This window comes from Streptomyces sp. BE20 (assembly GCF_036322525.1).
Lineage (GTDB): Bacteria > Actinomycetota > Actinomycetes > Streptomycetales > Streptomycetaceae > Kitasatospora.
The window spans coordinates 66,508-91,117 of record NZ_JAQYWW010000497.1 but is presented as its reverse complement, the minus strand read 5'-3'; the positions used below and the strand labels follow the sequence as shown (position 1 = coordinate 91,117).

Below are 24,610 nucleotides of genomic sequence, written 5' to 3'. Positions count from 1 at the left end.
GCGGCCGACCAGCGCCGAGGCCGTCGCGCACCTGCGGGCGCTCGGTCTGCGGCCCGTCCTGCTCACCGGGGACAACCGGGCCGTCGCGGAGGCCGTCGCCGCCGAGGTCGGCATCGCCGCCGAGGACGTGATCGCCGAGGTGCTCCCGCAGGACAAGGTGGCCGTCGTCCGGCGGCTCCAGGCCGAGGGACGGGTCGTCGCCATGGTCGGCGACGGGGTCAACGACGCCGCCGCGCTCGCCCGGGCCGACCTCGGCCTCGCCATGGGCACCGGCACCGACGCCGCCATCGAGGCCGCCGACCTGACGCTCGTCCGCGGCGACCTGCGCTCGGCCGCCGACGCGATCCGGCTCTCCCGCCGGACCCTGGCCACCATCAAGGGCAACCTGTTCTGGGCCTTCGGCTACAACGTGGCCGCGCTCCCGCTGGCCGCCGCCGGCCTGCTCAACCCGATGATCGCGGGCGGGGCGATGGCCTTCTCCTCGGTCTTCGTGGTCGGCAATAGCCTGCGCCTGCGCACCTTCCGCTGAGCCGGGTCGCCGCCCGGCCGCCCGCGGCCCCGAACCGTCCGGTTCCGGGGCCGCGGGCGTTCACGACTGGACCGACGAGGGGACTCCGCCGAGGCGTTCCCGGAGGTGACGGGGCCGGTCGCATAGCCTGCGGCTGGCCGTCGCCCCGGCGGCGCGCGGCTTCGGGACGTGGACGGGAGTGCAGGGTGGCTTCGTCGGGTGCGGTCGGGTCGGGCGAGGGCGAAGGAGGGGGCGAGGGCCGGGCCCGTGGCCGTGGCGAGGCCGGCGGCGCGGGGCGCGCCGCCCGGCGGAGTGCCGGGACGCCGGGGGTGTCGGGGCCACCGGGGGCGTCGGGGGCATCGGCCCGGCAGCGCTGCCGGGCCTGGCTGCTGGAAGGGCTCGCCGATCGGGCCAAGCAGCACCCGGGCCCGCACGCACAGCTCCCGGTCGAGCAGGGCCGCCCCTGGTGGCGCGTGATGTGCCTGACCGGTCTCGACTACTTCTCCACCCTCGGCTACCAGCCGGGCATCGCGGCCCTCGCGGCCGGTCTGCTCTCCCCGGTGGCGACCGTGGTACTCGTCGCCGTCACCCTCTTCGGCGCGCTGCCGGTCTACCGCAGGGTGGCCCGGGAGAGCCCGCACGGCGAGGGCTCGATCGCGATGCTGGAGCGGCTGCTCTCGTTCTGGCAGGGCAAGCTCTTCGTGCTCGCCCTGCTCGGCTTCGCGGCCACCGACTTCATGATCACCATCACCCTGTCCGCGGCGGACGCCACCGCCCACATGGTCGAGAACCCGCACCTGGCCGACGCCCTCGCAGGTCGGCACGTCCTCGTCACCCTGATCCTGGTCGGCCTGCTCGGCGCCGTCTTCCTGAAGGGCTTCAGCGAGGCGATCGGGGTGGCGGTCGTCCTGGTCGGGATCTACCTCGCGCTCAACGTCGTCGTCGTGGTCACCGGCCTCTACCACGTCGTCGAGTCCCCGACCCTGGTGACGGACTGGACGGAGGCGCTCACCGCCGAGCACGGCAACGTGGTGGCGATGGTCGGCGTCGCCCTGATCACCTTCCCGAAGCTGGCGCTCGGCCTCTCCGGGTTCGAGACCGGCGTCGCGGTGATGCCGCACATCGAGGGCGACCCGGACGACACCGAGGAACGCCCCACCGGCCGGATCCGCGGTGCGCGGAAGCTGCTCACCACCGCGGCGCTGATCATGAGCGTCTTCCTGATCACCACCAGCCTCGTCACCACCCTGCTGATCCCGAAGGAGGCGTTCGAGCCCGGCGGGGAGGCCAACGGCCGCGCGCTCGCCTACCTGGCGCACGAGTACCTCGGCAACGCCTTCGGCACCGTCTACGACCTCTCCACCATCGCCATCCTGTGGTTCGCCGGCGCCTCCGCGATGGCGGGCATGCTCAACCTGCTGCCGCGCTACCTGCCCCGGTACGGCATGGCCCCGCACTGGGCCCGCGCCGTCCGCCCGATGGTGATCGTGCTGACCCTGATCGCCTTCCTGGTCACCTGGATCTTCGACGCCAGCGTGGACGCCCAGGGCGGCGCGTACGCGACCGGCGTACTGGTGCTGATCAGCTCGGCGGCCATCGCCGTCACCATCGCCGCCCACGCCGCCCGCGAGCGGGGCCGGACCGCCTGCTTCGCGGTGATCGCGGCGGTCTTCGTCTACACCACGGCGCTCAACATCGCCGAGCGGCCCGACGGCGTGAAGATCGGAGCCTGCTTCATCGCCGCGATCGTGCTGGTCTCGCTGCTCTCCCGGCTCAAGCGCGCGTTCGAGCTGCGGGTCACCGACGTCGTGCTCGACGAGGCCGCCGAGCGCTTCGTCCGCGACTACACCCACCGGCCGCTGCGGCTGATCGCCAACGAGCCGCACCGCCGGGACCTCGCGGAGTACCAGGAGAAGAAGCGGCAGATCCGGACGGACAACGACATCCCCGCCGAGGACGACCTGGTCTTCGTCGAGGTGACGGTCCGTGACCCGTCCGAGTTCGAGTCGGTGCTGACCGTCCACGGCGAGGTGCTGCACGACCGCTACCGGGTGCTCAGGCTGGAGAGTTCCAGCGTGCCCAACGCGCTGGCCGCGCTGCTGCTCACCGCCCGGGACCGGACCGGCCAGCAGCCGCACATCTACTTCGAGTGGACCGAGGGCAACCCGTTCGCGCAGTTCCTGCGGTTCTTCCTGTTCGGACAGGGCGAGGTCGCGCCGGTCACCCGCGAGGTGCTGCGCGAGGCCGAGCCCGACCGCTCGCGCCGGCCCCGTGTCCACGTGGGCTGAGACGCACGCGGGCCGGGAACCCGGGCGCCGCCGGGACCCGGGACCCGGGACCCGGCACCCGGTTCGCGAGGGGGCGAGGGTGCGCGGGCCTTGTGCCGACGGGTTGTCAGGTGCATAGCATGGCGGATCACCGGCCCTCCCCCTCAGAGGAGCAACTCCCGTGCGCAACCGAAGGTTCGGCTCGATCGTCCTGACCGGCGCCCTGGCCCTCGCGGCCCTCGGGGCGGTCCCGGCCGCAAGCTCCGCCGCCGAGCCGGGCAGCGGCCCGCGCCACCGGGTCGAGGTCTTCGGCGAGGACGGCCCCGCCGGCCACGCGACCGTGCCCGGCACCTCCCCGTACCTCGCCGGCGCCCGGCCGGGCATCGCACCCGCCGCCGGGGACGGCGAGGTCACCCCGATCCTCCGCAGCGGCGCGACCGCCGACAAGCTCGACGTCGTCGTCATCGGTGACGGCTACACCGCCGCCGAGCAGGAGAAGTTCCGCGCCGACGCCGTCGCCAAGTGGCAGGAGACGAGCGCCGTCGAGCCGTACGCCGCCTATCGCGGCCTCTTCAACGTCTGGGCCGTCTCCACCGTCTCCACCGACTCCGGCATCACCGGGGACCCGGACCGTGCCACCGTCCGCAACACCGCGCTGGGCTCCTACTTCTGGTGCGAGGACATCGAACGGCTGCTCTGCGTCGACACCGGGGCGGTCGAGAGGTACGCCGCCAAGGCGCCCCGGGCCGACCTCGTCCTCGTCGTCGCCAACACCGCCAAGTACGGCGGCGCCGGCTACAACGTGGCGTCCCCGCTCGGCTACGACGGCATCGCCACCGTCGCCGGGAGCAACGCCAGGTCCGGGCAGATCGCCGTGCACGAGACCGGCCACTCGCTGGGCAAGCTCGCCGACGAGTACTTCTACGAAGGCACCGACACCTACCCGGCCGAGGAGGGGGAGCCGGGCGAGCCCAACATCAGCACCCTGCTCGCCGACCGGCTGGCCCGCGAACACGCCAAGTGGTACCGCTGGCTCGGCCGGACCTCGCCGGACGGCGGCGTCGTCGGCGCGTACGAGGGCGGCGGGTACTACCCCAGGGGGCTCTACCGGCCGACGGAGAACTCGATCATGAGGTCGCTCGGCCGCGAGTTCAACCTGCCGGGCCGCGAGGCGATGATCGCCGGCTTCTACCGGCACGCCGTCCCGCTCACCAGCCCCACTCCCGCCGGCACCCCGCTCACCAGGGCCGACCGGCTCACCGTCGACCTCCCGGTCACGGGCACCGCGGTCCGGTGGTCCCTGGACGGCCGCGAACTCCGGCAGCTGCGGGGCCGCACCGCCGTCGACCTCGTCACCGTGCCGCTCCCCGGCCCGCGCGGCCGGGTCCACACCCTCACCGCCACCGCCACCGACCCGACGCCCGCCGTCCTGGACCCCGCCCTGCGGGTCCGCCTCACCGCCGCCCTCTCCTGGCCGGTGACCCGCTGACGCCCTGACACGGGAAGACCCGTGCGCCCGTGCGCGGGAAGTCGGCCGGTCCGACTTCCCGCGCACACAGGTACGGACGCACGGGGGACGCGCGCGCGGACGCGCCGACGGGCCCGGGCGGCGTGCGGGCAGCCCGTCAGACTGCCGCGATCACGCACTCGTCGATGGCGGTGACGGTGGTGAAGCCCAGGCGCCCGTAGAGCGAGACGGCGGTCGGGTGGTCGGCCCGGACGTTGAGGCCGATGTGGTCGGTGGTCGGCGACAGCACCTCGCAGAGGCGGGTGGTGCAGGCGGCGGCGAGCCCCCGGCCGCGGAACTCCGGGTGGGTGGTGACGTTGCCGATCACCGCGACCCGGTGGGCGGGGGAGTGGACGTGCACGCCGGCGGCCGCGACGAGCCGGCCGTCGGCGTCCCGGACCCCGACGTAGGGGCCGGTCGTCAACATCCGCTCGTCGAACCAGTTGCCGGGGTAGCCGGCGGCGAAGAGGGCGAGCAGGTCCGCCAGGTCCGGAGCGCCGAGCGGGCCGACCTGCCACGAACCGGCACCGGTGCCCAGGGCGGTGCGGTCGGTGAGCGCCATCCGCAGCATCGCCGTCCGGTGCTCGACGCGGTACCCGGGCGCGAGCGCCTCCGCGCCGCCGCCGGTGAGGTGGGCGAGGAACCGGTCCGGCAGCACCGGGCCCATCGCGCGCAGCAGCTCGGTGAGGTGCCCGTGCCGCTCGGGCCGGGTGAGGCCGAGCAGGGTGGGCAACTCGCCCACTCCGTACAGCAGCGCGACCGGGCCCTCCCCCGTGCCCTCGTCCGAGCCGTCGTCCGAGCCGTCCGCGAGGGTGTACCAGGTGGTGTGCGGCCAGAACGGATCGTCGAGGTCGCCGAGTTCGAAGAGGTGCAGCTCCGGGTCGTGGCGGAACCGGTCGGCGAGCGCCTCGCGGTCGTGCAGGCGGGTCAGCGGGGGCGGCATCGTGGGCATCCGCCGAGCCTACGCGCCCGGCCCCGTGCGCCGCCCGGCCGGGCCGACGGGAGGCCGACGGGACGAGGGGACGCGGGCGAGGGGACGCGGAACGAAGCGGTGTGCGGCCGTCAGGCGGACGACGGGACCGAGCCGACCGGCCCCAGCAGCACCCGCAGCCTCCCGGGCGGCAGACCGGCGGTGCGACCGACGACCCGGGTCAGGTGCGCCTGGTCGGCGAAGCCGAGGTCCTGGGCGAGCACGGCCAGCCGTGTCTCGCCCTCGGTCAGCCGTTCCAGGGCCAGGGTGACCCGCAGCCGGTTGCGGTAGCGGGCGAGGCCCTCTCCGGTGGAGGCCCGGAAGATCCGGCTGAGGTGGTGCGGGGAGCAGCCGACCGCCCGCCCGAGCTGTTCCAGGCCCAGTCCGAGATCGGCCGCCAGCGCGGCGCGCGCGGCGTCCACCACCCGGCGCCGGTCCGCGTCCCGGCCGGGCCGACCGCTCGCCACCCGCGCCGGGGCCAGCGTGGTCAGCACCTCGGCGGCCAACGCGACGGCGTGCTCGGCGAGTTCGAAGGAGTCGGCGCCGTCGCGCGCCCGGGCGGTGAGCAGCCGCTGCGCGAGTGCCGTCCGGGGAGTGGTGAACACCAGCCCCTCCGGCACCTCGGGGTCGCCGCCCAGCAGTGCCGCCACCTGCGGCTCGGACAGCACCAGCTCGGTGTAGGCGTCGCCACCGCACGGGTGCGCGAACTGCTGCTCGCTGCCCAACCGCTCGACGTAGACGGTGGTCGGGTCGAGCAGCTGCTCGACGCCGTCGATCCGGCCCCGGAACAGCCCCCGGCGCACCATCACCAGGCCGAACACGGTGGCCGGTCGCAGCTCCGTCCAGCCGTGCGGGGGGTCCTGGCAGCGGACGTCCGCGACGTACAGGTCGTCGCCGTTCAGCAGGCAGGTGCGGTCGACCGGCATGCGCGCACCCTACTCGCGCGGACGGCGGCTGTCGCCGGTTGCGCGAGCACGGACGGATCGCGCAAGAAACGACAAGCCGCGGGGCGGCTCGCGGCGGGAGCCTTGGTCCTGCCGGCGCCCCGGACGGGGGTCAGGGCGCCGGCCCACCTGCCCCCGCGTGGACCCCGTCCCGTCCCGCGCCACCGGCCCGTCCGACCAGAGCCCCGAGGAGCACCGGTGAACGATCCTTCCGACCACCCCGCCCGCCGTCAGGTCCTGCGCGGCGCCTTCGCCGCCGCCGGCACCGCCGCCCTCCGGTCGCTCGCCGGCCCGCCCGCGTCCGCCGCCGAGCAGTCCGGGGCGGGGCCGTTCGCCGAGGGGACCTCGGCGGTGGCGTCCTCCGCCGGGGGCGGCGCAGCCGTGCGGCGGCTCGGCCAGTACGAGGTGCTGGCCCTGCTGGACGCGCACGGCCCGTTCCCCGGCACCCGGCAGGCCGTCTTCCCGGCCGCCTCCCCGGCCGACTGGGAGCGGGCCCGCGACCTCGACCCGGCGGCCTTCGGCCCGGGTGACACCTGGGAGCTGGACTTCCGCTGCTTCGCCGTCCGCCGGCCCGGAGGCCGGGTCACCCTGGTCGACACCGGCGTCGGGCCGGTCGGCAGCCCGGCGTCGGCCTGGGCGCCCGTTCCCGGCCGGCTGCCCCGGGTGCTGGCCGCCGCCGGGATCGGGCCGGCGGACGTCGAGGCCGTGGTCCTGACCCACCTGCACGAGGACCACTTCGGCTGGTCGGTCCTGCCCGACGGCGTGCCGGTCTTCCCGAACGCCCGGTACGTGGTGCAGCGCGCCGAGATCGCGGCGCTCGCCCCGACCCGTACGGCGATGACGTACGTCGTGGAGCCGCTGCGCCGGGCCGGACTGCTGCACGAGGCGGACGGTCGGACGGTGCTCGCGGGTGCCGGTGGGCGCGGGCCCGGCGGTGCCGTCACCCTGCTGCCCACGCCCGGGCACACCCCGGGGCACCAGTCGGTGCTGGTCGAGGGCGGTGGCCGGCGGCTGCTGGTCACCGGGGACGTCCTGGTCCACGCGGTGCAGCTGGCCGCCCCGGAGGTCGGCTACGCCTTCGAGGCGGATCCCGCAACGGCCCGCCGCACCCGTGAGCGCCTTCTGGACGACGCCCGCCGTACCGGGGCCGTCCTCGCTACCGCGCACCTCAACCGCCCGTTCGTCCGCCCGCGGGTTGACGGGCGGACCTCCCCTGCCTAATCTCTTCTTCAAGGAAGATAAATCCTTGAAGAAGTAGATTCTTCTGGGAAGTTTCTATGGGGGGGCACCTGTGAACATCGATCCTGCTGACCGCACCGACCGCACCGACCGCACCGAGCTCGCCGAGGTCCGCGCCGTGCTGGAGCGCGCCCGGGACGCATGGGACCGCGCCGACGGTACGGCGTACGGCGAGCTGTTCACCTCCGACGCGACCGACGTCACCTACCTCGGCACCGTCTACTGCGGCGGCGCTGAGATCGGGCGCGCCCACCAGGAGCTCTTCGAGACCTTCCTCAAGGGCACCAGGCTGGCGTTGGAGATCACCGAGGTCCGCCTCTACGGGCCCGACGTCGCCGTGGTGGTCACCGTCGGCGACACCTACAAGGGCCGCCCGGGCCGGCTGGGCAAGGTCGCCACCTACACGCTGGTCCGCGCCTGGACGAGCGGTGAGGCGGTCTGGCGGATCGCCGCCGTCCAGAAGACCGGGCGCCGGCGGCTGATGGAGGCTTTCTCCTTCGCCACCCGTCCGGCCACCCGTCCGGCCACCCCGAGGGCCGCGGCCTGACGGCGGCGCGAGCGCTCCGGCGTCCGCAGAGGCGCCGCGCGCCCATCGGCGAGGGCCGCAACGGGAGCGGCCGGCGTCCCCGGTGAGGGGGCGCCGGCCGGCTCGCGGGGCGTCAGAGCGGCAGGACCAGTTGCTGCCCGGGCCGGATCAGGTCGGGGTCGTCGCCGAGTGCGGTGCGGTTCCGCTCGTACAGGGCCGGCCAGCCGCCGGGCAGCCGGAGCAGGTCGGCGATGGTGTCGAGGGTGTCGTCGTCGCGCACCGTCCAGGTGGCGGGACGGTCGGCGGGGGGCGGCGCGGCGGGACCGGAGGCGGCGCCCGTCCCGGCGTCGGTGGAGTCGGCCGGGTCTGCGGCGTCGACGGAGGACGCCGCGCCGACGGAGGCGGTGGTGTCGGCCGGGGCGTGGTCGGCGGACTCCGACGGGGCGGGGGCGGTTCCGGGTCGGGTGGTGACGGGCGGGCGCTCTCCGGTCCGGCCGGCGCGGGCCCCGCAGACCGGCCACGGGGCGAGGCCGCGCTTCCCGGCGAGGTGGTGGGCCACGGCGATCTGTTCCTCGCGGGTGGCCAGGTCGGCGCGGGGGGCGTAGGCGAGGCCGCCGCTCTCCCGCCAGGTGGGCTGGTCGAACTGGAGGCCGCCGAAGTAGCCGTTGCCGGTGTTGACGTGCCAGTTCCCGCTGCTCTCGCAGGCCGCCACCCGGTCCCAGTCGATCCCGGCCCCCCGGTTCGCACTCGTTCCCCCTCCCGGGCCCGGTGGCGCGGCGTGTGCGGCCGGGGCGGCGAGGACGGCGGCCAGGGTGCAGACGGCGGTGGGGAGCAGGCGGCGCAGCTGCGCGGTGGGGGGCATCGGCGGCTCTCAGGTCCGGGGACAGGGGCGCACGCCGCTGGAGAGCGGCGCGTTCCCACCGACGCACGCCGGGGTCGCCGTGCCGCCGCCGACACGTCGGGCGGGTCACCCGCTCGGCTCCGTGCTGCCACCCGGCCGGCGGTCCGCCCGCCCGCCCCGCTCGGGCCGCCGGGGCCGTTCTCGTCGGTCGGGGTGGTGCGACGGCGTACGGCGGGTCCGCCGTGTGCGACCTGCGGGTGCTCGGGGCCCTCCCGGCGGAGCCGGTTCCGGACGTGCGACGGCCCTCCGGCGCGAACGCCGGAGGGCCGGGGGGACGGCAGGTGCCGAACCGGTGCCGGTCGGCCGGCCGGAGCCGGGCGACCGACGAGGTCGAACGAACGGACAGGGCCGAACGGGCGATGGACTCGAACGAACGGACAGGGCCGAACGAGCGACGGGAAGGAGCGGAGCGCCGCCGGTCAGCGGGCCTGGCCGCGTTGGGCCGCCGCCTCGGCCTTCTGCCGCTGCTTCTCCTCCTTCTCGTGCTTCTCCTTGACCCGCACGGTCTCACGGCGCACCTCGGCCTGGATGGTGCGCTCACGCTGCAGCCAGTCCGGGTTCTCCTCGCGCAGAGCGTCGATCTGCTCCGAGGTGATGGCTTCGGTGACGCCGCCGCGGGCCAGGCCCGCGACCGAGACGCCGAGCCGGTTGGCCACCACGGACCGCGGGTGCGGGCCGTTGCGGCGCAGGTCCTGGAGCCACTGGGGCGGCTCGGACTGGAGGGCGGTGAGCTCCTCGCGGGAGATCACGCCCGACTGGAAGTCGGCAGGGGTGGCGCCGAGGTAGACCCCGAGCTTCTTCGCCGCCGTCGCCGGCTTCATGGTCTGCGTGGTCTTCTGCTTGAGCGATGTCATGGTCACCAGGGTAAGCGAGCGGACGGCACCCCCTGCCACGGTCGGTAGCCTTACCCGGGTGACAGAGATCCAGGTGACACCTTCGTTCCGGCTGGCGTACGTCCCGGGCGTGACGCCCGGCAAGTGGGCGCGCGTCTGGGCGGACCGGCTGCCGGACGTCCCGCTCGGCCTGGTCGCGGTGGAGGCGGCCGAGGCCGAGCCGACGCTCCGGGCCGGGGGAGCGGACGCCGGGCTGGTGAGACTGCCGGTCGACCGGACCGGCCTCAGCGCCATCCCGCTGTACACCGAGGTGACGGTCGTGGTGTTCCCCAAGGACCACTGGCTGGCGGCGGCGGAGGAGGTGGGCCTCGGCGACCTGGCCGACGAGGTGGTCTTCCACCCGCTGGACGACACCCTCGCATGGGACGCGCTGCCCGGGCGGGCGGCCGTCGAGCGGCCCGCGAGCACGGCCGACGCGATCGAGCTGGTGGCGGCCGGGGTGGGCGTGCTGCTCGTCCCGCAGTCGCTGGCCCGGCTGCACCACCGCCGGGACCTCACCTTCCGGCCGGTGCCGGACGCGGCCCAGTCCCAGGTGGCGCTGTCGTGGCCGGAGGAGCAGACCACCGATCTGGTGGAGGAGTTCATCGGGATCGTCCGGGGCCGGACGGTCAACAGCTCGCGCGGCCGGGGCCAGACCGCTCCGGCCGCCGCCGCGCCGGCGAAGCAGTCGCCCGCCGGCGGGAAGTCCGGCGCGGGCAGGTCCGGCGGGGGCAAGGCGGGCGCGGGGCGTACCGGTGCCGGCGCCAGGACGGCCGGGAACCGGGCCGCCGGCGGGCGTCCGCGCGGCTCGGGTTCGGGCTCCGGCGGCAGCTCCGGGGCGGCCCGGCGAGGCCGCCCGAAGCGCAAGGGCTGACGCGCCGGACCGGAGCGCGAGAGGCACACGGGGGCCGAACCGCCCTGGCGGGGGCTCCGGGCCGGACCGCCGCGGCCCGGCCCGGAGCCCCCGCCACCGACGGCCCGCCGCCGGGACCCGCCACGGCGGGCCGTGGTGCCTCAGCTCTCCGAGGAGGGCGGTGTGTCCCGGTACGGCGCCCGCGGCTGCGGGACGCCGTGCTGCTCCCTGGCGTCGAGCCGTGGCGCCGCCGTGGCGGACGCGTCCGGCGTGGGGTGCCAGACGCCGGTCAGCTCGACCCAGCTGTCGGTGGCCGGAGTCGGCCCCTCGGCCTGTACCAGGATCCGCAGCCGCCGGGCGTCCGCGGCGCAGCAGCTGGCGACCAGGCGGTTGAGGTACCACTCGCCGGGGGCGGTGCCGGGGGTCACGAACCCGGTCAGCCGGACCGGGCGGTCGGCCAGGCCCTGCCGGGGGTCGCGGCTGCGCGCGATGAACTCGGCCAGCGCCATCGGCGTCGGCACGTTCACCGCCGCCGGTGCGGCGGGCTGCGGGTCGGGCAGCGCGACGTAGGCGGCGGCGTCGACGGCGGCGTCGGTGCCCTCGCGCGAGGCGGTGAACGAGCCGAGCGCCGGCGGCGTGAAGCAGAGCAGCAGCACGGCCGGCACGGTGAGCAGCCAGGCCACCCGCGGCCCGTGCTCGTGGCTGTGGCCGTGTGCGTGCTCGTGCCCGGGGTCGTCCCCGCCCCCGGTGCCGTCCCGGCCGGTGTGGTCGTGGCCCGAGGCCGGCCGGTGCCACTGGGCGTTGCCCTCGGCGTCCCGGCGGAACTCCAGGACGGGCTCCCGGCGCCGCTCGGTCAGCCGCACCGCCGTCCCGGCGATGCCCAGCGCGAGCAGGATGACCCCGGTGGCGACCAGCGGGATCCGCAGTTCCTCCTTGACGTACTGGAGGAAGACGTCGCTGCCCACGGTGATCCGCAGCAGGGCGGTGCCGACCAGAGCCAGCAGAAGCGACGGCGCGAGCCCTCGGACGCGGGCGCGCAGCGTTCGGCCGGGGGCGTTCACCGCCGTCCTCCCCGGCCCGGAGCGGGGGAGGCGTGCAGCGGGTCGGGGCCGTGGGCGTGGGGGTGCGGGCGCCGGGCGGTGCGGCCCGGCGGGTCGATGGTGTGCACCTGCGGTACTCCTGTCGCATCTGGCCGACGCGTGGTCGGCGCGTTTCGCCGGGCCGGCGCGCTTCGCCGGCGCGGCCCGGGCGGGCGGTCCCGGTGGAGGATGCGGGTCCGGGCCCGGGGTCTGCGGTCTTCGGCCTGGGGCAGCGGTGAGCGGTTCGGCGTGCGTCGGTCCGTCGTCGGCCCCGGGTGCTCGGGCCCGCCGGAGCGGGCGCGGGCACGGACGAGGGCGTCGGCGGGGTCAGAGCAGGACGGCCCCGGTCAGGACGCTGGCGACGACGGCGACCACGAAGGTCGCGGAGGAGAAGCGCACGGCGAAGGCCCGGCCGAAGGATCCCGACTGGAGGGCGATCAGTTTGAGGTCGACCATCGGGCCGACCACCATGAACGCCAGCCGGGCGGTGGGGGAGAAGCCGGTGAGCGAGGCGGCGACGAAGGCGTCCGCCTCCGAGCAGACGGCCAGGACGACGGCGAGCACGGCGAGCGCCGGGACGCCCAGCCAGGGCGAGTCCGAGAAGGTGCGGAGCACGGACGGCGGGACGAGCACGTTGAACGTGGCGGCTGCCGCCGCACCGACCACGAGGAAGCCGCCGGCGTGCAGGAAGTCGTGCTGGAGGCCGCGCCGGAACTCGTCCAGCGGGTTGCGTCCGGCGCCGCGTTCGGCCGGTCCCTTGGGCAGGCGCAGCCAGTCGGGACGGCCGAAGGCGACCCAGAGCCAGCCCATGACGAGTGCGGTGCCGAGCGAGGCCGCCAGCCGGGCGAGCACCATCTCGGGGGCGTCGGGGAAGGCGATGGCGGTGGAGACCAGGACGACCGGGTTGATGGCGGGCGCGGAGAGCAGGAACGCCAGCGCGGCGGCCGGAGCCACCCCGCGCCGCATCAGGCTCCCGGCCACCGGCACGGACGCGCACTCGCAGCCGGGCAGCACGGCGCCCGCGACCCCGGCGACCGGGACGGCCAGCGCGGGGTTGCGCGGCAGCACCCGGGTGAAGACCCGGGCCGGTACGAAGGCGCCGATCGCCGCCGAGACGACGGTGCCGAGCACCAGGAACGGCAGCCCCTGCACCACGATCGCCACCAGCAGGGTCCGCCAGGCGCGCACGCCGCCGGAGTCCCACGTCCAGGCCAGCACCGGGGCGGCGACCGCCGCGACGACCAGCGCTCCGGTCAGCAGGCCGGAGCCCCGGCGCGGGGGCGAGGTCGCCGCCTGCGGTACCGGGGTCTTCCGGACGCTGCCGAGACTCGTCTCCACCACGGTGACCGCCCCTCAGCCCGCTCGCCGCGGGGTGCGCGGCAAGTCCTGTCTGCTCACCGTCATGTGGCGAGCCCGGAGGCAGAGTAGCGTTGATAATCACTTTCATCTAGGTCTTCACCCGGGGGCCCCGCTCCGGTAGTGTCCCGTTCGCGGAGGGGCTCCTCCGGGAAGCCGGCGGGGCGTCAACCTGCTGTGCCCGGTTGCCGGTTGGGCCGTCGGGACGACGGCTGTCCTGCGGGTGCGCCGGTCAGCCGGCCCGGCGGGCGGCCACGGTGTTCAGCAGCGCGGCGCCCCGCTCGGCGTCGTCCACGCTGACCGCGAACTCGACTCCCCGGTGCGGGCGGACCACCAGGCACTCGCCGCGCCGCAGCATCACCGTCGTGCCCAGGCCGCTCAGCCGGTAGCCCCAGCCGCCCACCTGGGCCGGGGTGCGCCGTTCCATCCGGGCGGCCGCGACGTCGGCCGGCGACCAGTGCCGGGCCGGCCAGCCGAACGGGCCGAACGTCACGTCCAGACCCCGCTCGGTCACCCGGGCCTGCACCGAGGAGCAGCCGGTCGCCGTGACCGCGACGACCGCGCACGGGGCGAAGAGCGCCCACGCCGGGCCGCCCAGCCCGCCGAGCGCGGCCAGCGCGGACCCGGCCGCGCCGAGCCCGGAGGCGGCGGCGAGCAGTCCGAGCCAAGGATTGACCGTCCGGGAGAGCCAGACCGCCCGCTGTCCCGCGGGGAGGTCCAGCCGCGGGCCGTCGGCGGCCGTCGCCGGCCGTGGTCCCCGGCCGCCCCGGTGGGCGAGCCAGGGGCCGAGCAGGCCCGCCGCGACCGCCGCCGCCAGGACCGCCGCCACTTCCGGGCCCAGGGGGCGCGCGTGCTGCCAGTCCGGGCGGTCCAGGTTGGCGTGGACGATCGCGGCCTGTGCGCCGACGAGCAGCACGCCCCCGAAGCCCAGCCCGGCGCCCACCCAGGTCCGCGCGGGCGCTCCGGCCCACCGCCGGGCGACGGCCGCCGCGGCGAGCGCGACCGCCCAGCACGCCGCCGGGAAGGCCGCGGACGCGGTCAGGGACATCGAGCCGTCGGCCGTACGGCCGTCCCAGTGCGTGGCCAGGGGGTCCGGGAGGCGGCCGTGCGCCGCCCACGGGAGGGCGAGCAGCAGCACCGCCACGGTGGCGGCCCAGAGCGCCGCGGCGGCCCGGGAGGCCCGCTTCGCCGTGTCCGTGCTGCCCGTCCCGCCGGTTCCGGCCCCGGCTCCCTGCCTGTCGCCGTTCACGCCGTCGCTCACTTCAGCCCCCTGATCATCTCGACGAGCTCCTCCCTGCTGTAGCCGGCGTTCGCCGCGTCCGCGACCAACCGCCGTGCCGAGTCCAGCAGTTCGGAGCGCCGGTCGGCGCCCCGGGCGACCGTGATGCCGCGACCGCGGCGGAACTCCAGCACGCCCTCGTCCCGCAGCACCCGCAGGGCGCGCAGCACGGTGTTGGCGTTGACCTCCAGGGCCCGCGCCAACTCCCGTGAGGGCGGAAGGCGTTCCCCGGGGGTGCACGCGCCCTCGGCAACGGCGCGGCGGATTGCTCCGGCGACCTGTTCGTGCAGCGGGCGGGAGTCCGCGGCGTCCGGCTTCAGCAGCATGGTGCTAGCGACAGTAGCACCATCGTGGAACGGGGCGGTGGGGCCCCGGGCCCCACCGGACGGACCCCCCGCCCCGCCGCGGAGGGCCCCCGGATCGGCTCGCGGGCGGCCCGCGGTCCGCCCGCGGACGGACCACGACGGGGCGGGGATCGGCGCGGAAGTCGCCGACGGACGGTTGCCGACGTACGTTCGAAGTGTCCGCACGGGGAAGGCACCGGCGCATGCACGCACTGCGCATCCGGCTCCTCGGCGGCTTCCGGGTCCACGTGGGCCATCGGGAGATCGCCGACGGCGGATGGCGCCTGCGGAAGTCCCGGAACCTGGTCGAGCTGCTCGCGCTCGCCCCGGGCCACCGGCTGCACGCCGAGCAGGTGCTCGGCCGCCTCTGGCCGGACCAGGCCCCCGGGGCCGGCGCCGACCAGCTTCGCAGGGCCGTGCAGGAGGCCCGCCGCGTCCTCGGCCCCGACCGGGCCGGTGCCCGCGCCCACCTCGACTCCGGCGGCGGACTGCTCACCCTGCGCGGCGCCCCGCTGCGGGTGGACGTCGAGGAGTTCGAACAGGCCGCCCTGCACGCCCGCCGCGCCCGCGACCCGGACGCGTACGAGCGGGCGGTCGCCCGGTACGGCGGCGACCTGTTGCCCGAGGACCGCTACGAGGAGTGGGCGGCCGATCGCGAACAGGCCCTGCACGCCGAGTACCTGGCCCTGCTGGTCGAGCTCGGCGCCCTGCGCGAGGCGCACGCCGACCTGGACGGCGCCGCCGCCGCACTGCGCCGGGCGGTGGCCGCGGACCCGCTGCACGAGGAGGCCTCGCTCGCGCTGATGCGGGTCCACACGCTGGCCGGCCGGCGGCACGAGGCACTGCACGCGTACGACCGGCTGGCCGCCGCGCTGGAACGCGCCTCCGACGGCACCGAGCGGCCCGGCCCGGCCGCGCAGCGGTTGCGCGAGCAGGTGCGCACCGGCGGACAGGTCCGGGCCGAACTCTCCGGCGAACTCTGGGAGAACGTCGGGGACCTGCGGATGCGCTCCGGGGACACCGCCGGTGCCACCGTCGCGTACGGGTCGGCGCTGGAGCCGGCCGTGGTCGACCTGCCCGCCTCCCCGGGGGTGCTCACCCCGCCGTCCGGCCGGGACGGCCTGCGCACCGCAAGGCTGCACCGCAAGGCCGCCGTCGCGCTGCTGGCCGGCGGCGGCGACCCGTCCGCCGCCGAACCGCACCTGGGCTCCGCCGAGCGGGCCCTCGCGGCGGCCGGCGGCGACCCGGCGGAGGCCGGCCGGCTGCTGCGGGCGCGGGCCGACCGGCTCCGCGGCGCCGGCCGCCTCGACGAGGCGCGGCAGGCGGCCGAGGCGGGGCTGGCCCTCGCCGAGAAGCACGGCGAGGACGAGGACCTGGCCGCGGCCGGGGAGGCGCTCGCCGCCGTCCACCACGCCGGCGGCACCTGGCGGGAGGGCCTGCACCGGGAGATCGAGCGGCTCGGCGCCGCCGCCGACGAGGACGGCAGGCCGGCCCGCTCCCTCGACATCCACTCCTGCCTCGCCCAGTACCAGCTGTACGGGGACGGCCCGAGCCGCAGCGTCGAGGAGTACGCCCGGCAGACCCTGGACCTCGCGCACGCCCGGCGCGCCCGCCGGGCGGAGGCCTTCGCCTGGTGCCTGCTCGGCGAGTCGCTGCTGCTGCGCGGCCGCTGGGACGAGGCGCCGGGCTGCCTGGAACGCAGCGCCCACCTGTACGAGGAACTGGGCGGCCGCTCCGGCGCGCTGCCCCGGCAGCGGCTGGCCGAGTACGCGGCGGCGCGCGGCGACAGTGCGGACGCCGCCACCCACCTCCGGCTGGGGACGGCCGCCGCCGAGTCCGCCCCGTCCGCCGCGGCCCGGCACGCCGTCGGGCGGCTGTACGCGACGGCCGCGCTGGACGCGGTGGAACGCGGCGAGCCCGGCGAGGCCGTCCGCGCGGCACACGCCGCCGCCGCGTCGGCGGCCCTGCGCGGCGAGTGCCCGACCTGCACGGCGCTGCTCTACCCGGTGGCGGCCGAAGCGTTCGCGGCGCTCGGCGACCCGGCGGGAGCGGCCGAGCACGCGGCCGCCGCCCGGCGGGTGGCGGCCCGGTCCGCCGGCTCGGCGTGGCGGGCGATGGCCGAGTCGGCGCTCGGCTCGCTGGCCGCCGCGCGCGGCGACCCGCGGGGCGCCCGGGCCCGCCATCTGGCGGCGGCCGCGCTGTACGAGCGGGCCCGGCAGCCGTACTGGGCGGCCCGGGCCAAGGCCCGGGCGGTGGTCGCCCGGCCGGGCGCGGCGGAGCCGGACCGGGTGCTACGGGCCGAGGCGGCGGCGGTCTTCGAGGCGCTCGGCGCCCACCGGGCGCTGGCCCGACTCCGGGAGGGCGCGCCGGGCAGGCCGGGCCTGGCGGGTGCGCCCGGGGTCGGGGCGGGCGGTGGGACGCGATGAGCGGGAGCCGGACGCGGTGGCGCCCCGACACGGTCACCGAGCGGCCCTACAACGCACAGACACCGCCGGCCGCGCTGGCCGAACCACTCACCCCCACCGGCGCGTTCTTCGTGCGTGACCACTTCGGCGTGCCCCGGCTCACCCCCGAACGCTGGCGGCTGCGGATCCACGGCCTCGTGGACCGCGAACTCTCGCTCACCTATGCAGAGTTGGAGCTGCTCCCGGTACGCGAACTGGACGTGGTGGTGGAGTGCGCGGGCAACGGCCGCAGCCTGATGCGGCCCCGGCCGCCCGGGCTCCCCTGGGACCAGCGGGCGGTGGGCTGCGCCCGGTTCGCCGGTGTGCCGCTCGCGGTGCTGGCGGACCGCGCCGGAGTGCGCCCGGAAGCCGTCGAACTCGTCTTCACCGGAGCCGACTTCGGCGAACTTCACGGCCGCCGCACCGCCTTCGAGCGGAGCCTCCCGGTCGATCTCGCCCGGCACCCGGACACCCTGCTCGCCACCCGCATGAACGGCACCCTGCTCAGCCCCGGCCACGGTGCGCCCGTCCGCCTCGTGGTCCCCGGCCGGTACGGGGTGGCGGACGTCAAGTGGCTGGTCGGCGTGCGGGCGGTGGCCGAACCGTTCCACGGGCCGTTCCAGGCCGAGGAGTACCTCTACCGGGGCTCGCGCGGCATGCCGGACGGCACGCCCGAGGGGCCCGTGGGTGAGATCCGGGTCAGGTCGCTGATCACCGCCCCCTCGCCGGGCGCCCGGCTGCCGGTCGGCGGCGCCTGCGTGGTGCGCGGGCGGGCCTGGTCGGGCGGCGTGCCGGTCTGCCAGGTCGAGGTGCGGATCGGCGGCGCCGACTGGCGGCAGGCCGTGCTGGTACCGGCGGGCGGGCGGTACGCGTGGGCCGAGTGGTGGTACCAGTGGACCCCGCGGGTGCCCGGCCGGCGCGTCCTCCAGACCCGGGCCACTGACGCCGACGGGCACACCCAGCCCATGCGGGCGCCCTGGAACGAGCAGGGGTACGGCTGCAACCCGGTCACGGGGGTGGCGGTGGAGGTCGTCGCGGCCCCGGACGGCGAGCGGCCGGCGGAACGGGACGGCGACCGGCCCGACGGAAGCGGCGGCGGGAACGGTGACGGAGGCGACCGAAGCGGCGACGGCGTCGTCGGGGGCGGGGCAGGGCGGCGAGGAGCGCGGCGATGAACCCAACGACGAAAGCAGCGACGGGCGCGACGGCGAACGCGGCTCCGAGCGGGAACACCGTCGAACCGGTCACCACCGAGGCCCTCGGCGACACCGGCTACCTGCTGACGTCCGGCGACGAGGCGGCGCTGGTCGACCCGCAGCGGCACTGCCGGCCGCTGCTCGCCTCCTGCGCGGCGCGCGGCCTGCGGCTGCGGTACGTCCTGGAGACCCACGTGCACCACGACTACCTCTCCGGGGCCCTGGAGGTGCGCGCCGCGACCGGCGCCACCGTCGCCGGACCGGCCCGCGCCCGGTACGGCTTCGACCACCTCCCGCTCGCCGAGGGCGACGAGATCACCGTCGGCGGCCTACGCGTCCAGGCGCTGGAGACGCCCGGCCACACCGCCGAGCACACCGCCTACCCGGTGCTCGACGACGGCCCGGACGGCGGCCGTCCGGTGGCGGTGTTCACCGGCGGCAGCCTGCTGGTCGGCAGCGCCGGCCGCACCGACCTGTCCGGGCCCGACCGGACCGCCGAACTGGCCCGGGCCCAGTACCGGTCGATCCGCAGACTCTCCCGACTGCCCGGGGACACCCGGGTGTTGCCCATGCACGGGGCCGGAAGCTCCTGCGCGATCGGCGCGCCCCCGCCCGGTTCCGCCCCGGCCCGCGGTCCGTCCGGGCCCGGCGCGTCCGCGTCCGGCACGACCGCCTCGGGCACCGCCAGGACCAGCACCGTCGGCGACCAGCGGCGGGCCAATCCGGCGCTGCTGGTCGACGACGAGGGTGCGTTCGTGGCCGCCCGGCTGCGCGGACTGCCCCCGCCGCCCGCCTACTACCGGCGGATGGGCCCGCTCAACCGGTCCGGCCCGCCCGTCCTCGGCGGCCCGCCGCCCGCGCGGCCGTCCCGGGCCGACCGGTCCGGCCCTCCGCCCTGCACGGGGTGCCGCTCGTCGCCTACGCCGAGGACCTGCCCATCGTGCGCCGGTACTGGCGCCACGTCTTCGGCCGCCGTCTCACCTGTCGCCCGGCGCTCACCGTGCCCGACCTGCGCGGTGTCATCGCCGCCGTCACGGCGGGCGCGGGTTTCGCCGTCGTGCCGCGCTACCTGGGCGCGTCCGGGCCGGCGTCCGGGGCACTGGTCCTGCTCGACGAGCCGGTCGACCCGCCGATCAACACCGCCTACCTCGTGCAGCGCCCGGGAGTGGTGGGCCCGGCGGTGGCCCTGGTCCGGGAGCGGCTGCTGGCCTCGGCGCGGGAGTGGTGCGCGGTCCGGCGGGCCGTCCCCGGTCGGGTCCCCGGGGGCGGCGGGTGCCGCAGACCCGGACGGCGGCCCTCCGCGGGGGTGGAGGGCCGCCGCCGGATCAGGCGCGGGCGGCGCGCCGGGCCGAGGAGGTCAGCAGCGCGACGCCCAGCAGGACCAGTGCCGCCGCGGCGACCAGCAGCGGGGAGGGCCCCGCCGGCTGACCCGCGCGCCGGACGGTTCCCATGAAGTCCAGCGCGGCGACCTGGTTCACCACCAGGTACCAGAGCGGCAGGTAGAGCGCCTGGAACAGCCGGTGGGTTCGGGAGAGCGCACCCAGCGCGAGGGCCAGCGAAGGGACGAACAGGGCGCCCGCGGCCCAGGCCGCCGTCCCGTCGGCGTCGCCGGCCGCGACGAGGCGGACCAGCACCCCCGCGCCGACCAGGGCGGTGAGCACCACGCCCGAGGCCCACTCGGCCACCAGCCTCGACCGGGCGGCCGGGTAGGCGCCGAGCAGGACCTCAAGCCCGTACTCGGCCGCCCGGCTGCCCAGCCGGGACCAGAGCAGCACCGGCCAGACCCAGGCGGCCGGGAGCAGCACGCCGACGCCCACCTCGGGCGGGACCGCGAGCCCGACGAGGCCGAGGACGGCGGCGCCCAGCCACCACCAGCGCGAGGTGTCGCCGAACAGGATCCGGACCTCTCCGGCGAGCAGGCGCCCGAACCCGGCGCCGAACCCGCTGCCGAATCCGTCGGCCGTCGTCCCCGTCCCGACAAGGGGCCGCAGTGCCGGTGCCGGGACGGGGGCGCCGGCGGGTGCGGCCGGCGTGGTCGGCCCGGCCGGGACCGCCCCCGTGCCGAGGGGCACCCGACCGCCGCGGTCCGCGCCCCGGCCCGCGCCCCGGCCTGCGCCCCGCGCCGGGTCGAACCGGTGGAACCAGAGCGCGGGCAGCACCGCGACCCCGACCGCGAGCACGACCAGCAGCAGCCGCTGCGTCAGGAACCCGGCCCCGAAGGCCGCGCCGTCCCACGGGAACGGCTCCAGCGGCGCGTCCACCCTCGTCAGGCCGAGGCTGAACTCCTCGCCGCCGAGCTCGACCCCCCGCGCCGCCAGACCGTCGCTCAGCGACGCCGCGGCCGGGCCGAGACCGAGCCCGCCGAACGGCGCGCCGGGAGACTCTCCGGCGATCAGCAGGGCCGGTGCGAGGACGATCCAGGCCACGTTCCCGAGGCCGGTCCGCAACAGTGGCACGGTCTCGAAGAGGACGGCCACGGCCGCCGTCATCGCCAGCAGGGGCAGCGTCAGCACCAGGAACGGCGTCAGCAGGGCGAGCGGGTCGACGGCCCGGTCCTCGCCCCGGACGAGCTGCAGGGCGGGCGTGGTGAGCGCGAGGACGCCGAGCATCGAGCCGAGGACGAGGAGGTTGCCGAGGAACTTCGCCAGCAGCAGGTCGGCGGTCCGCAGCGGGGTGGCCGCGAGGAGCAGGCCGACACCGGTCTCCTCGTCGCGGCCCAGGCCCTTGCGGACCACGTAGAACCCGCCGAGGGTGAGCCAGAGCGCCCCGGCGAGTGCGGTCGCCGTGCCGACGTACGCGCTGTTGTACTCGCCCCGGTGGCTGCCCAGGGCGAGGATCGCCCAGTGCCCGTCGGCGGGCGGGACGGCGAGCAGGCCGAGGCCGACGGCGGCGAGCAGGGTCACCGCGTAGGCGGGGCGCCGGACCCGGTCCCGGAAGTCGCCGAGAGCCAGCCGGGCGAGCCGGCCCGGCGTACCGGACCCGACCGGGCCGTCTCTTCCCGGCCGCCGGTCCTGCCCGCCGCCCCTGCGGAGCCCGAGGCCCGGGCCGTCTCCGCCGCCGAGCCCGGAGCGTCCGCCGCGTCCGCCGTGCCCCGTCACCGCCGCACCTCCGGCCCGTGCGGCCCGTGCGGCCCGGCCACCGGACCGGACGACGGGTCCGGGAACGCTCCCGCGCCCCGGCCCGGAGCGCCGGCGGCGCCCGTCGGGCGGACCAGCGCCAGGTACGCGTCCTCCAGGTCCGGCGCGACCGGCACGGCGTCGGCGGACGGCGCGCCGTCCGCGAGCAGCCGCAGCCGGACCCGGCCGTCGGCGGTGCGCACCATCCGGCTGACCACGTACCGCTCCTGGACGGCGGTCACCGCCGCGGGGTCGACCGCCACCTCCCAGACCCGGCCGGCCTGGTCGCCCAGCAACTCCTCGGGGGTGCCCCGGCGCAGCAGCCGGCCGCCCGCGACGACCGCGATGTCCCCGGCCACCGACTCGATGTCGGAGACGATGTGGGTGGAGAGCAGCACGACACGGTCGGTGGCGAGCGTGCTCAGGAGGTTGCGGAAGCGGACCCGTTCCTCCGGGTCGAGCCCGGCGGTGGGTTCGTCGACGACGACGACCTGCGGGTCGCCGAGCAGCGCCTGGGCGATGCCGACGCGCCGCAGCATGCCGCCGGAGTACGCGCCGAGCGGCCGCCGGACCGCCCCGGTCAGGTTGACCAGGGCGAGGAGCTCGTCGATCCGGGCCCGGGCGGCGCGGGCCCGGAGGCCCTTCGCGGCGGCCAGGTAGGCCAGGAACGCGGGTGCGGTGAGGTTCGGGTGGACGCCGAAATCCTGTGGGAGGAAGCCCAGTCGGCGGCGGAGAAGGTCGGGTTCGGCGAGGACGTCGGCGCCCCGGTAGAGCACCTGGCCGGCGGTGGGCCGGGTGACGGTGGCGACGATCCGCATCAGCGAGGACTTGCCCGCCCCGTTCGGGCCGAGCAGGCCGAGCAGGCCCGGGCGGAGCCGGAGGGTGAGGCCGTCGACGGCGCGCTGGCCGCCCCGGTAGACCTTGGTGACGTCGATCAGGTCGAGTGCTGGTTCGTGTGCGAGATGGGGCATGGGCTCCGCTCTCCCGGCCGGTCGGAGGGTGGGGAAGGTGACGTGGTCGAGCCTTCCGGACCGGCGGGCCGCTGCCATCTGCCGTTCGGCAGAGATCCGCACGCGGATCGCGGCGAACCGGCCCGGCTGCCGGTCTCCGGCCCGGTCGGCCGTCCCGGCCTGCGCGGCGAGCCTTGACACGTGGTTCGGGTACTGAGTCAATGGCCGTGCCCGGTGGCAACCGAATGATCGGTCGGCCCGCCTGCGGGTCGCCTCCCCTCTGCGGCGAGGCGGCAGGACGGCAGGACGGCGGGACGGCGGGACGGCGGGACGGCGGGACGGCGGGACGGCGGGACGGCGGGACGGCAGGGCGGCAGGGCGGCAGGGCGGCGGGCGTCACCGTGCGGAGGAGACCTGATGAGCAGCAGTGGGACCGGTCCGGCCGCCTCGCGGACGCGCCTGGGGGATCCGCTCCCGGACGCGCTGCTGGACGCCGGGGAGCGGATGACCGCCGACGAACTGAAGGCGCACCAGCTCAAGCACCTGCGGGCCACGCTGCACCACGCCTACGACAACGTCGAGCTCTACCGCCGCAGGTTCGACGCCGCCGGTGTGGCGCCCGCGGACTGCCGGACCCTCGCCGACCTCGCCCGGTTCCCCTTCACCACCAAGGCGGACCTGCGCGACACCTATCCGTTCGGCATGTTCGCCGTGCCGAGGGAGCGGGTGCGCCGGATCCACGCCTCCAGCGGTACCACCGGCCGCCCGACCGTGGTCGGCTACACCGAGCACGACCTCGACGTCTGGGCCGACGTGGTGGCGCGCTCGATCCGTGCGGCGGGCGGGCGCCCCGGTCAGACGGTGCACATCGCCTACGGCTACGGGCTGTTCACCGGCGGGCTGGGTGCGCACGCCGGTGCCGAACGGGCCGGCTGCACGGTGATCCCCGCCTCGGGCGGCATGACGGCGCGCCAGGTGCAGCTGATCCAGGACCTCGGGCCCGAGATCATCATGGTCACCCCGTCCTACCTGCTCACCCTCCTCGACGAGTTCGATCGCCAGGGGGTCGACCCGCGGGCCACCTCGCTGCGGGTCGGCATCTTCGGCGCCGAGCCGTGGACGGAGGAGATGCGGGCGGAGATCGAGCGGCGGACGGGCCTCCACGCCGTCGACATATACGGCCTCTCCGAGGTGATGGGTCCGGGCGTCGCCCAGGAGTGCGTGGAGACCAAGGACGGCCTGCACATCTGGGAGGACCACTTCTACCCGGAGGTGGTGGACCCGTTCACGGACCGGGTGCTGCCGGACGGTGAGGGCGGCGAGCTGGTCCTCACCTCGCTCACCAAGGAGGCGCTGCCGGTGATCCGCTACCGCACCCGCGACCTCACCCGGCTGCTGCCCGGCACCGCCCGGCCCGCGTTCCGCCGGATGGCCAAGGTCGCCGGGCGCTGCGACGACATGATCATCCTGCGCGGGGTCAACGTGTTCCCGACCCAGATCGAGGAGATCGTCCTGCGGACCCCGGCCGTCGCGCCGCACTTCCAGCTCCGGCTGACCCGCCGGGGCCGCCTGGACCACATGACCGTCCGGGTGGAGGCGCGGCCCGGTGCCGGGCCCGGACAGCGGGAGGCGGCGGTGGCGGCGATCGCGCGCGACGTGAAGGACGGGGTCGGGGTGAGCGTGGACGTCGAGGTCGTGGATCCGTACAGCCTGGAGCGGTCGGTCGGCAAGATCCGCCGGGTCGCCGACCTCCGGGGGGAGTGAGGGGGTGGGTCGCGCGCCCCGTGGCCGGCGGCCGTGCGGGAGCGGCGTGCGGCGTGCGGTGCGGCGCGGATCAGTGGCCTCACGGCGGGTGAGGGCGGGCCGCGCGCCCTCTACGATGAGGCCATGAGCGGGAGCCTCCAGGTATCAGGTGCGCACGTGTCGCAGGCGTCCGGCACGGACGAGCGGCTCGACGTGGCCGCGGGTGTCCTGGCGCTGCTCGCGGACCGGACCCGGCTCGCCCTGATGCAGCGGCTGAGCGAGGGCGAGGCGGATGTGACGACACTGACCGAGTTCTGCGGCGCGGCGCGGCCGTCGGTGAGTCAGCACCTGAGCAAGCTGCGGCTGGCCGGCCTCGTGGCCACCCGCAAGGACGGTCGGCGGGTGGTGTACACGCTGCGGCACGGCCACCTGAGGCGGCTGGTGCACGAGGCGCTGAACGTCGCCGACCACCAGATCAGCGGACTGCCGCCGCACGACTAGAGCCGCCGGCAGATC

The 24,610-nt window shown here is 76.7% G+C and carries 20 protein-coding genes and 2 pseudogenes; 12 read left to right on the top strand and 10 right to left on the bottom strand.

Annotated elements, in window-relative coordinates; translation table 11 throughout:
- The 3 genes from PUR61_RS07205 to PUR61_RS07195 all read left to right on the top strand — a co-directional run.
- Nucleotides 1-529 (top strand): HAD-IC family P-type ATPase (locus tag PUR61_RS07205; protein ID WP_329876833.1); only part of this gene is annotated, 529 nt, incomplete at its 5' end.
- 308 nt (nucleotides 530-837) lie between these two features.
- Nucleotides 838-2,796 (top strand): amino acid transporter, encoded by a 1,959-nt coding sequence (locus PUR61_RS07200; protein ID WP_329876831.1) that lies wholly within the window; start codon nucleotides 838-840, stop codon nucleotides 2,794-2,796.
- A gap of 160 nt (nucleotides 2,797-2,956) precedes the next feature.
- Nucleotides 2,957-4,264, top strand: a complete 1,308-nt coding sequence (locus PUR61_RS07195) for a M64 family metallopeptidase (RefSeq protein ID WP_329876829.1) — start codon at nucleotides 2,957-2,959, stop codon at nucleotides 4,262-4,264.
- A 136-nt stretch (nucleotides 4,265-4,400) separates the two neighbouring features.
- On the opposite strand, the gene PUR61_RS07190 is transcribed toward PUR61_RS07195, so the two are convergent.
- On the bottom strand, nucleotides 4,401-5,234 hold the full coding sequence (locus PUR61_RS07190) for a GNAT family N-acetyltransferase (protein WP_329876827.1): 834 nt from the start codon (nucleotides 5,232-5,234) through the stop codon (nucleotides 4,401-4,403).
- 110 nt (nucleotides 5,235-5,344) lie between these two features.
- Nucleotides 5,345-6,178 (bottom strand): helix-turn-helix transcriptional regulator, encoded by an 834-nt coding sequence (locus PUR61_RS07185; RefSeq protein WP_329876825.1) that lies wholly within the window; start codon nucleotides 6,176-6,178, stop codon nucleotides 5,345-5,347.
- A gap of 216 nt (nucleotides 6,179-6,394) precedes the next feature.
- Here PUR61_RS07185 and PUR61_RS07180 point away from each other — a divergent pair, with 216 nt between their 5' ends.
- Together PUR61_RS07180 and PUR61_RS07175 are read left to right on the top strand one after the other, a co-directional pair.
- On the top strand, nucleotides 6,395-7,417 hold the full coding sequence (locus PUR61_RS07180; protein ID WP_329876823.1) for an MBL fold metallo-hydrolase: 1,023 nt from the start codon (nucleotides 6,395-6,397) through the stop codon (nucleotides 7,415-7,417).
- A gap of 70 nt (nucleotides 7,418-7,487) precedes the next feature.
- Nucleotides 7,488-7,982 carry an SgcJ/EcaC family oxidoreductase gene (locus tag PUR61_RS07175; RefSeq protein ID WP_329876821.1) on the top strand — a complete coding sequence of 165 codons (495 nt, stop codon included), beginning with the start codon at nucleotides 7,488-7,490 and terminating at the stop codon, nucleotides 7,980-7,982.
- Nucleotides 7,983-8,094: 112 nt separating this feature from the next.
- Here the strand turns inward: PUR61_RS07175 and PUR61_RS07170 are convergent, their stop codons facing one another.
- Together PUR61_RS07170 and PUR61_RS07165 are read right to left on the bottom strand one after the other, a co-directional pair.
- Nucleotides 8,095-8,823, bottom strand: coding sequence for a transglycosylase family protein (locus PUR61_RS07170; RefSeq protein ID WP_329876819.1), 729 nt, complete (start codon nucleotides 8,821-8,823; stop codon nucleotides 8,095-8,097).
- Between the two features lie 458 nt (nucleotides 8,824-9,281).
- Nucleotides 9,282-9,716, bottom strand: coding sequence for a DUF5997 family protein (locus PUR61_RS07165; protein WP_329876817.1), 435 nt, complete (start codon nucleotides 9,714-9,716; stop codon nucleotides 9,282-9,284).
- 58 nt (nucleotides 9,717-9,774) lie between these two features.
- Between PUR61_RS07165 and PUR61_RS07160 the strand changes: the two genes are divergently transcribed.
- The gene (locus PUR61_RS07160) at nucleotides 9,775-10,608 is read left to right on the top strand and encodes a LysR family substrate-binding domain-containing protein (RefSeq protein WP_329876814.1); all 834 of its coding nucleotides are present in this window, start codon (nucleotides 9,775-9,777) and stop codon (nucleotides 10,606-10,608) included.
- Nucleotides 10,609-10,748: 140 nt separating this feature from the next.
- Here PUR61_RS07160 and PUR61_RS07155 read toward each other — a convergent pair whose 3' ends face one another.
- The 4 genes from PUR61_RS07155 to PUR61_RS07140 all read right to left on the bottom strand — a co-directional run bounded on the left by PUR61_RS07155 (nucleotide 10,749) and on the right by PUR61_RS07140 (nucleotide 14,627).
- Nucleotides 10,749-11,648: a TIGR03943 family putative permease subunit gene (locus PUR61_RS07155; protein WP_329876812.1), complete on the bottom strand. Its 900-nt coding sequence runs from the start codon at nucleotides 11,646-11,648 to the stop codon at nucleotides 10,749-10,751.
- A 345-nt stretch (nucleotides 11,649-11,993) separates the two neighbouring features.
- Nucleotides 11,994-13,004 (bottom strand): permease, encoded by a 1,011-nt coding sequence (locus PUR61_RS07150; protein WP_443035130.1) that lies wholly within the window; start codon nucleotides 13,002-13,004, stop codon nucleotides 11,994-11,996.
- Nucleotides 13,005-13,254: 250 nt separating this feature from the next.
- A complete protein-coding gene (locus PUR61_RS07145) occupies nucleotides 13,255-14,283 on the bottom strand; it encodes a DUF1648 domain-containing protein (RefSeq protein ID WP_329876808.1) in 1,029 nt (342 codons plus the stop codon).
- Nucleotides 14,280-14,627 carry a GntR family transcriptional regulator gene (locus PUR61_RS07140; protein WP_329876806.1) on the bottom strand — a complete coding sequence of 116 codons (348 nt, stop codon included), beginning with the start codon at nucleotides 14,625-14,627 and terminating at the stop codon, nucleotides 14,280-14,282. The genes PUR61_RS07145 and PUR61_RS07140 overlap by 4 nt, the downstream gene beginning before the upstream one ends.
- Before the next feature lie 221 nt (nucleotides 14,628-14,848).
- Here PUR61_RS07140 and PUR61_RS07135 point away from each other — a divergent pair, with 221 nt between their 5' ends.
- From PUR61_RS07135 to PUR61_RS07120, 4 genes and pseudogenes are all read left to right on the top strand, one after another.
- The gene (locus tag PUR61_RS07135) at nucleotides 14,849-17,071 is read left to right on the top strand and encodes a BTAD domain-containing putative transcriptional regulator (RefSeq protein WP_329876804.1); all 2,223 of its coding nucleotides are present in this window, start codon (nucleotides 14,849-14,851) and stop codon (nucleotides 17,069-17,071) included.
- Entirely contained in the window at nucleotides 17,068-18,264 is a 1,197-nt protein-coding gene (locus PUR61_RS07130) for a sulfite oxidase (RefSeq protein WP_329876802.1), read from the top strand. The genes PUR61_RS07135 and PUR61_RS07130 overlap by 4 nt, the downstream gene beginning before the upstream one ends.
- A pseudogene (locus tag PUR61_RS45185) lies at nucleotides 18,261-18,800 on the top strand (MBL fold metallo-hydrolase); the annotation flags it as partial. The gene PUR61_RS07130 and the pseudogene PUR61_RS45185, both read left to right, overlap by 4 nt.
- Before the next feature lie 371 nt (nucleotides 18,801-19,171).
- A pseudogene (locus tag PUR61_RS07120) lies at nucleotides 19,172-19,510 on the top strand (LysR substrate-binding domain-containing protein); the annotation flags it as partial.
- Nucleotides 19,511-19,610: 100 nt separating this feature from the next.
- On the opposite strand, the gene PUR61_RS07115 reads toward PUR61_RS07120, so the two are convergent.
- Both PUR61_RS07115 and PUR61_RS07110 read right to left on the bottom strand, forming a co-directional pair.
- Nucleotides 19,611-21,236 (bottom strand): hypothetical protein, encoded by a 1,626-nt coding sequence (locus PUR61_RS07115; RefSeq protein WP_329876839.1) that lies wholly within the window; start codon nucleotides 21,234-21,236, stop codon nucleotides 19,611-19,613.
- Nucleotides 21,237-21,379: 143 nt separating this feature from the next.
- Complete coding sequence (locus tag PUR61_RS07110; protein WP_329876798.1) at nucleotides 21,380-22,372, bottom strand: ATP-binding cassette domain-containing protein; 993 nt, start codon at nucleotides 22,370-22,372, stop codon at nucleotides 21,380-21,382.
- A 396-nt stretch (nucleotides 22,373-22,768) separates the two neighbouring features.
- Between PUR61_RS07110 and paaK the strand changes: the two genes are divergently transcribed.
- Together paaK and PUR61_RS07100 are read left to right on the top strand one after the other, a co-directional pair.
- Nucleotides 22,769-24,115, top strand: coding sequence for a phenylacetate--CoA ligase PaaK (gene paaK / locus PUR61_RS07105; RefSeq protein WP_329876796.1), 1,347 nt, complete (start codon nucleotides 22,769-22,771; stop codon nucleotides 24,113-24,115).
- Between the two features lie 123 nt (nucleotides 24,116-24,238).
- A complete protein-coding gene (locus tag PUR61_RS07100; protein ID WP_329876794.1) occupies nucleotides 24,239-24,595 on the top strand; it encodes an ArsR/SmtB family transcription factor in 357 nt (118 codons plus the stop codon).
- Nucleotides 24,596-24,610: the final 15 nt, after the last annotated feature.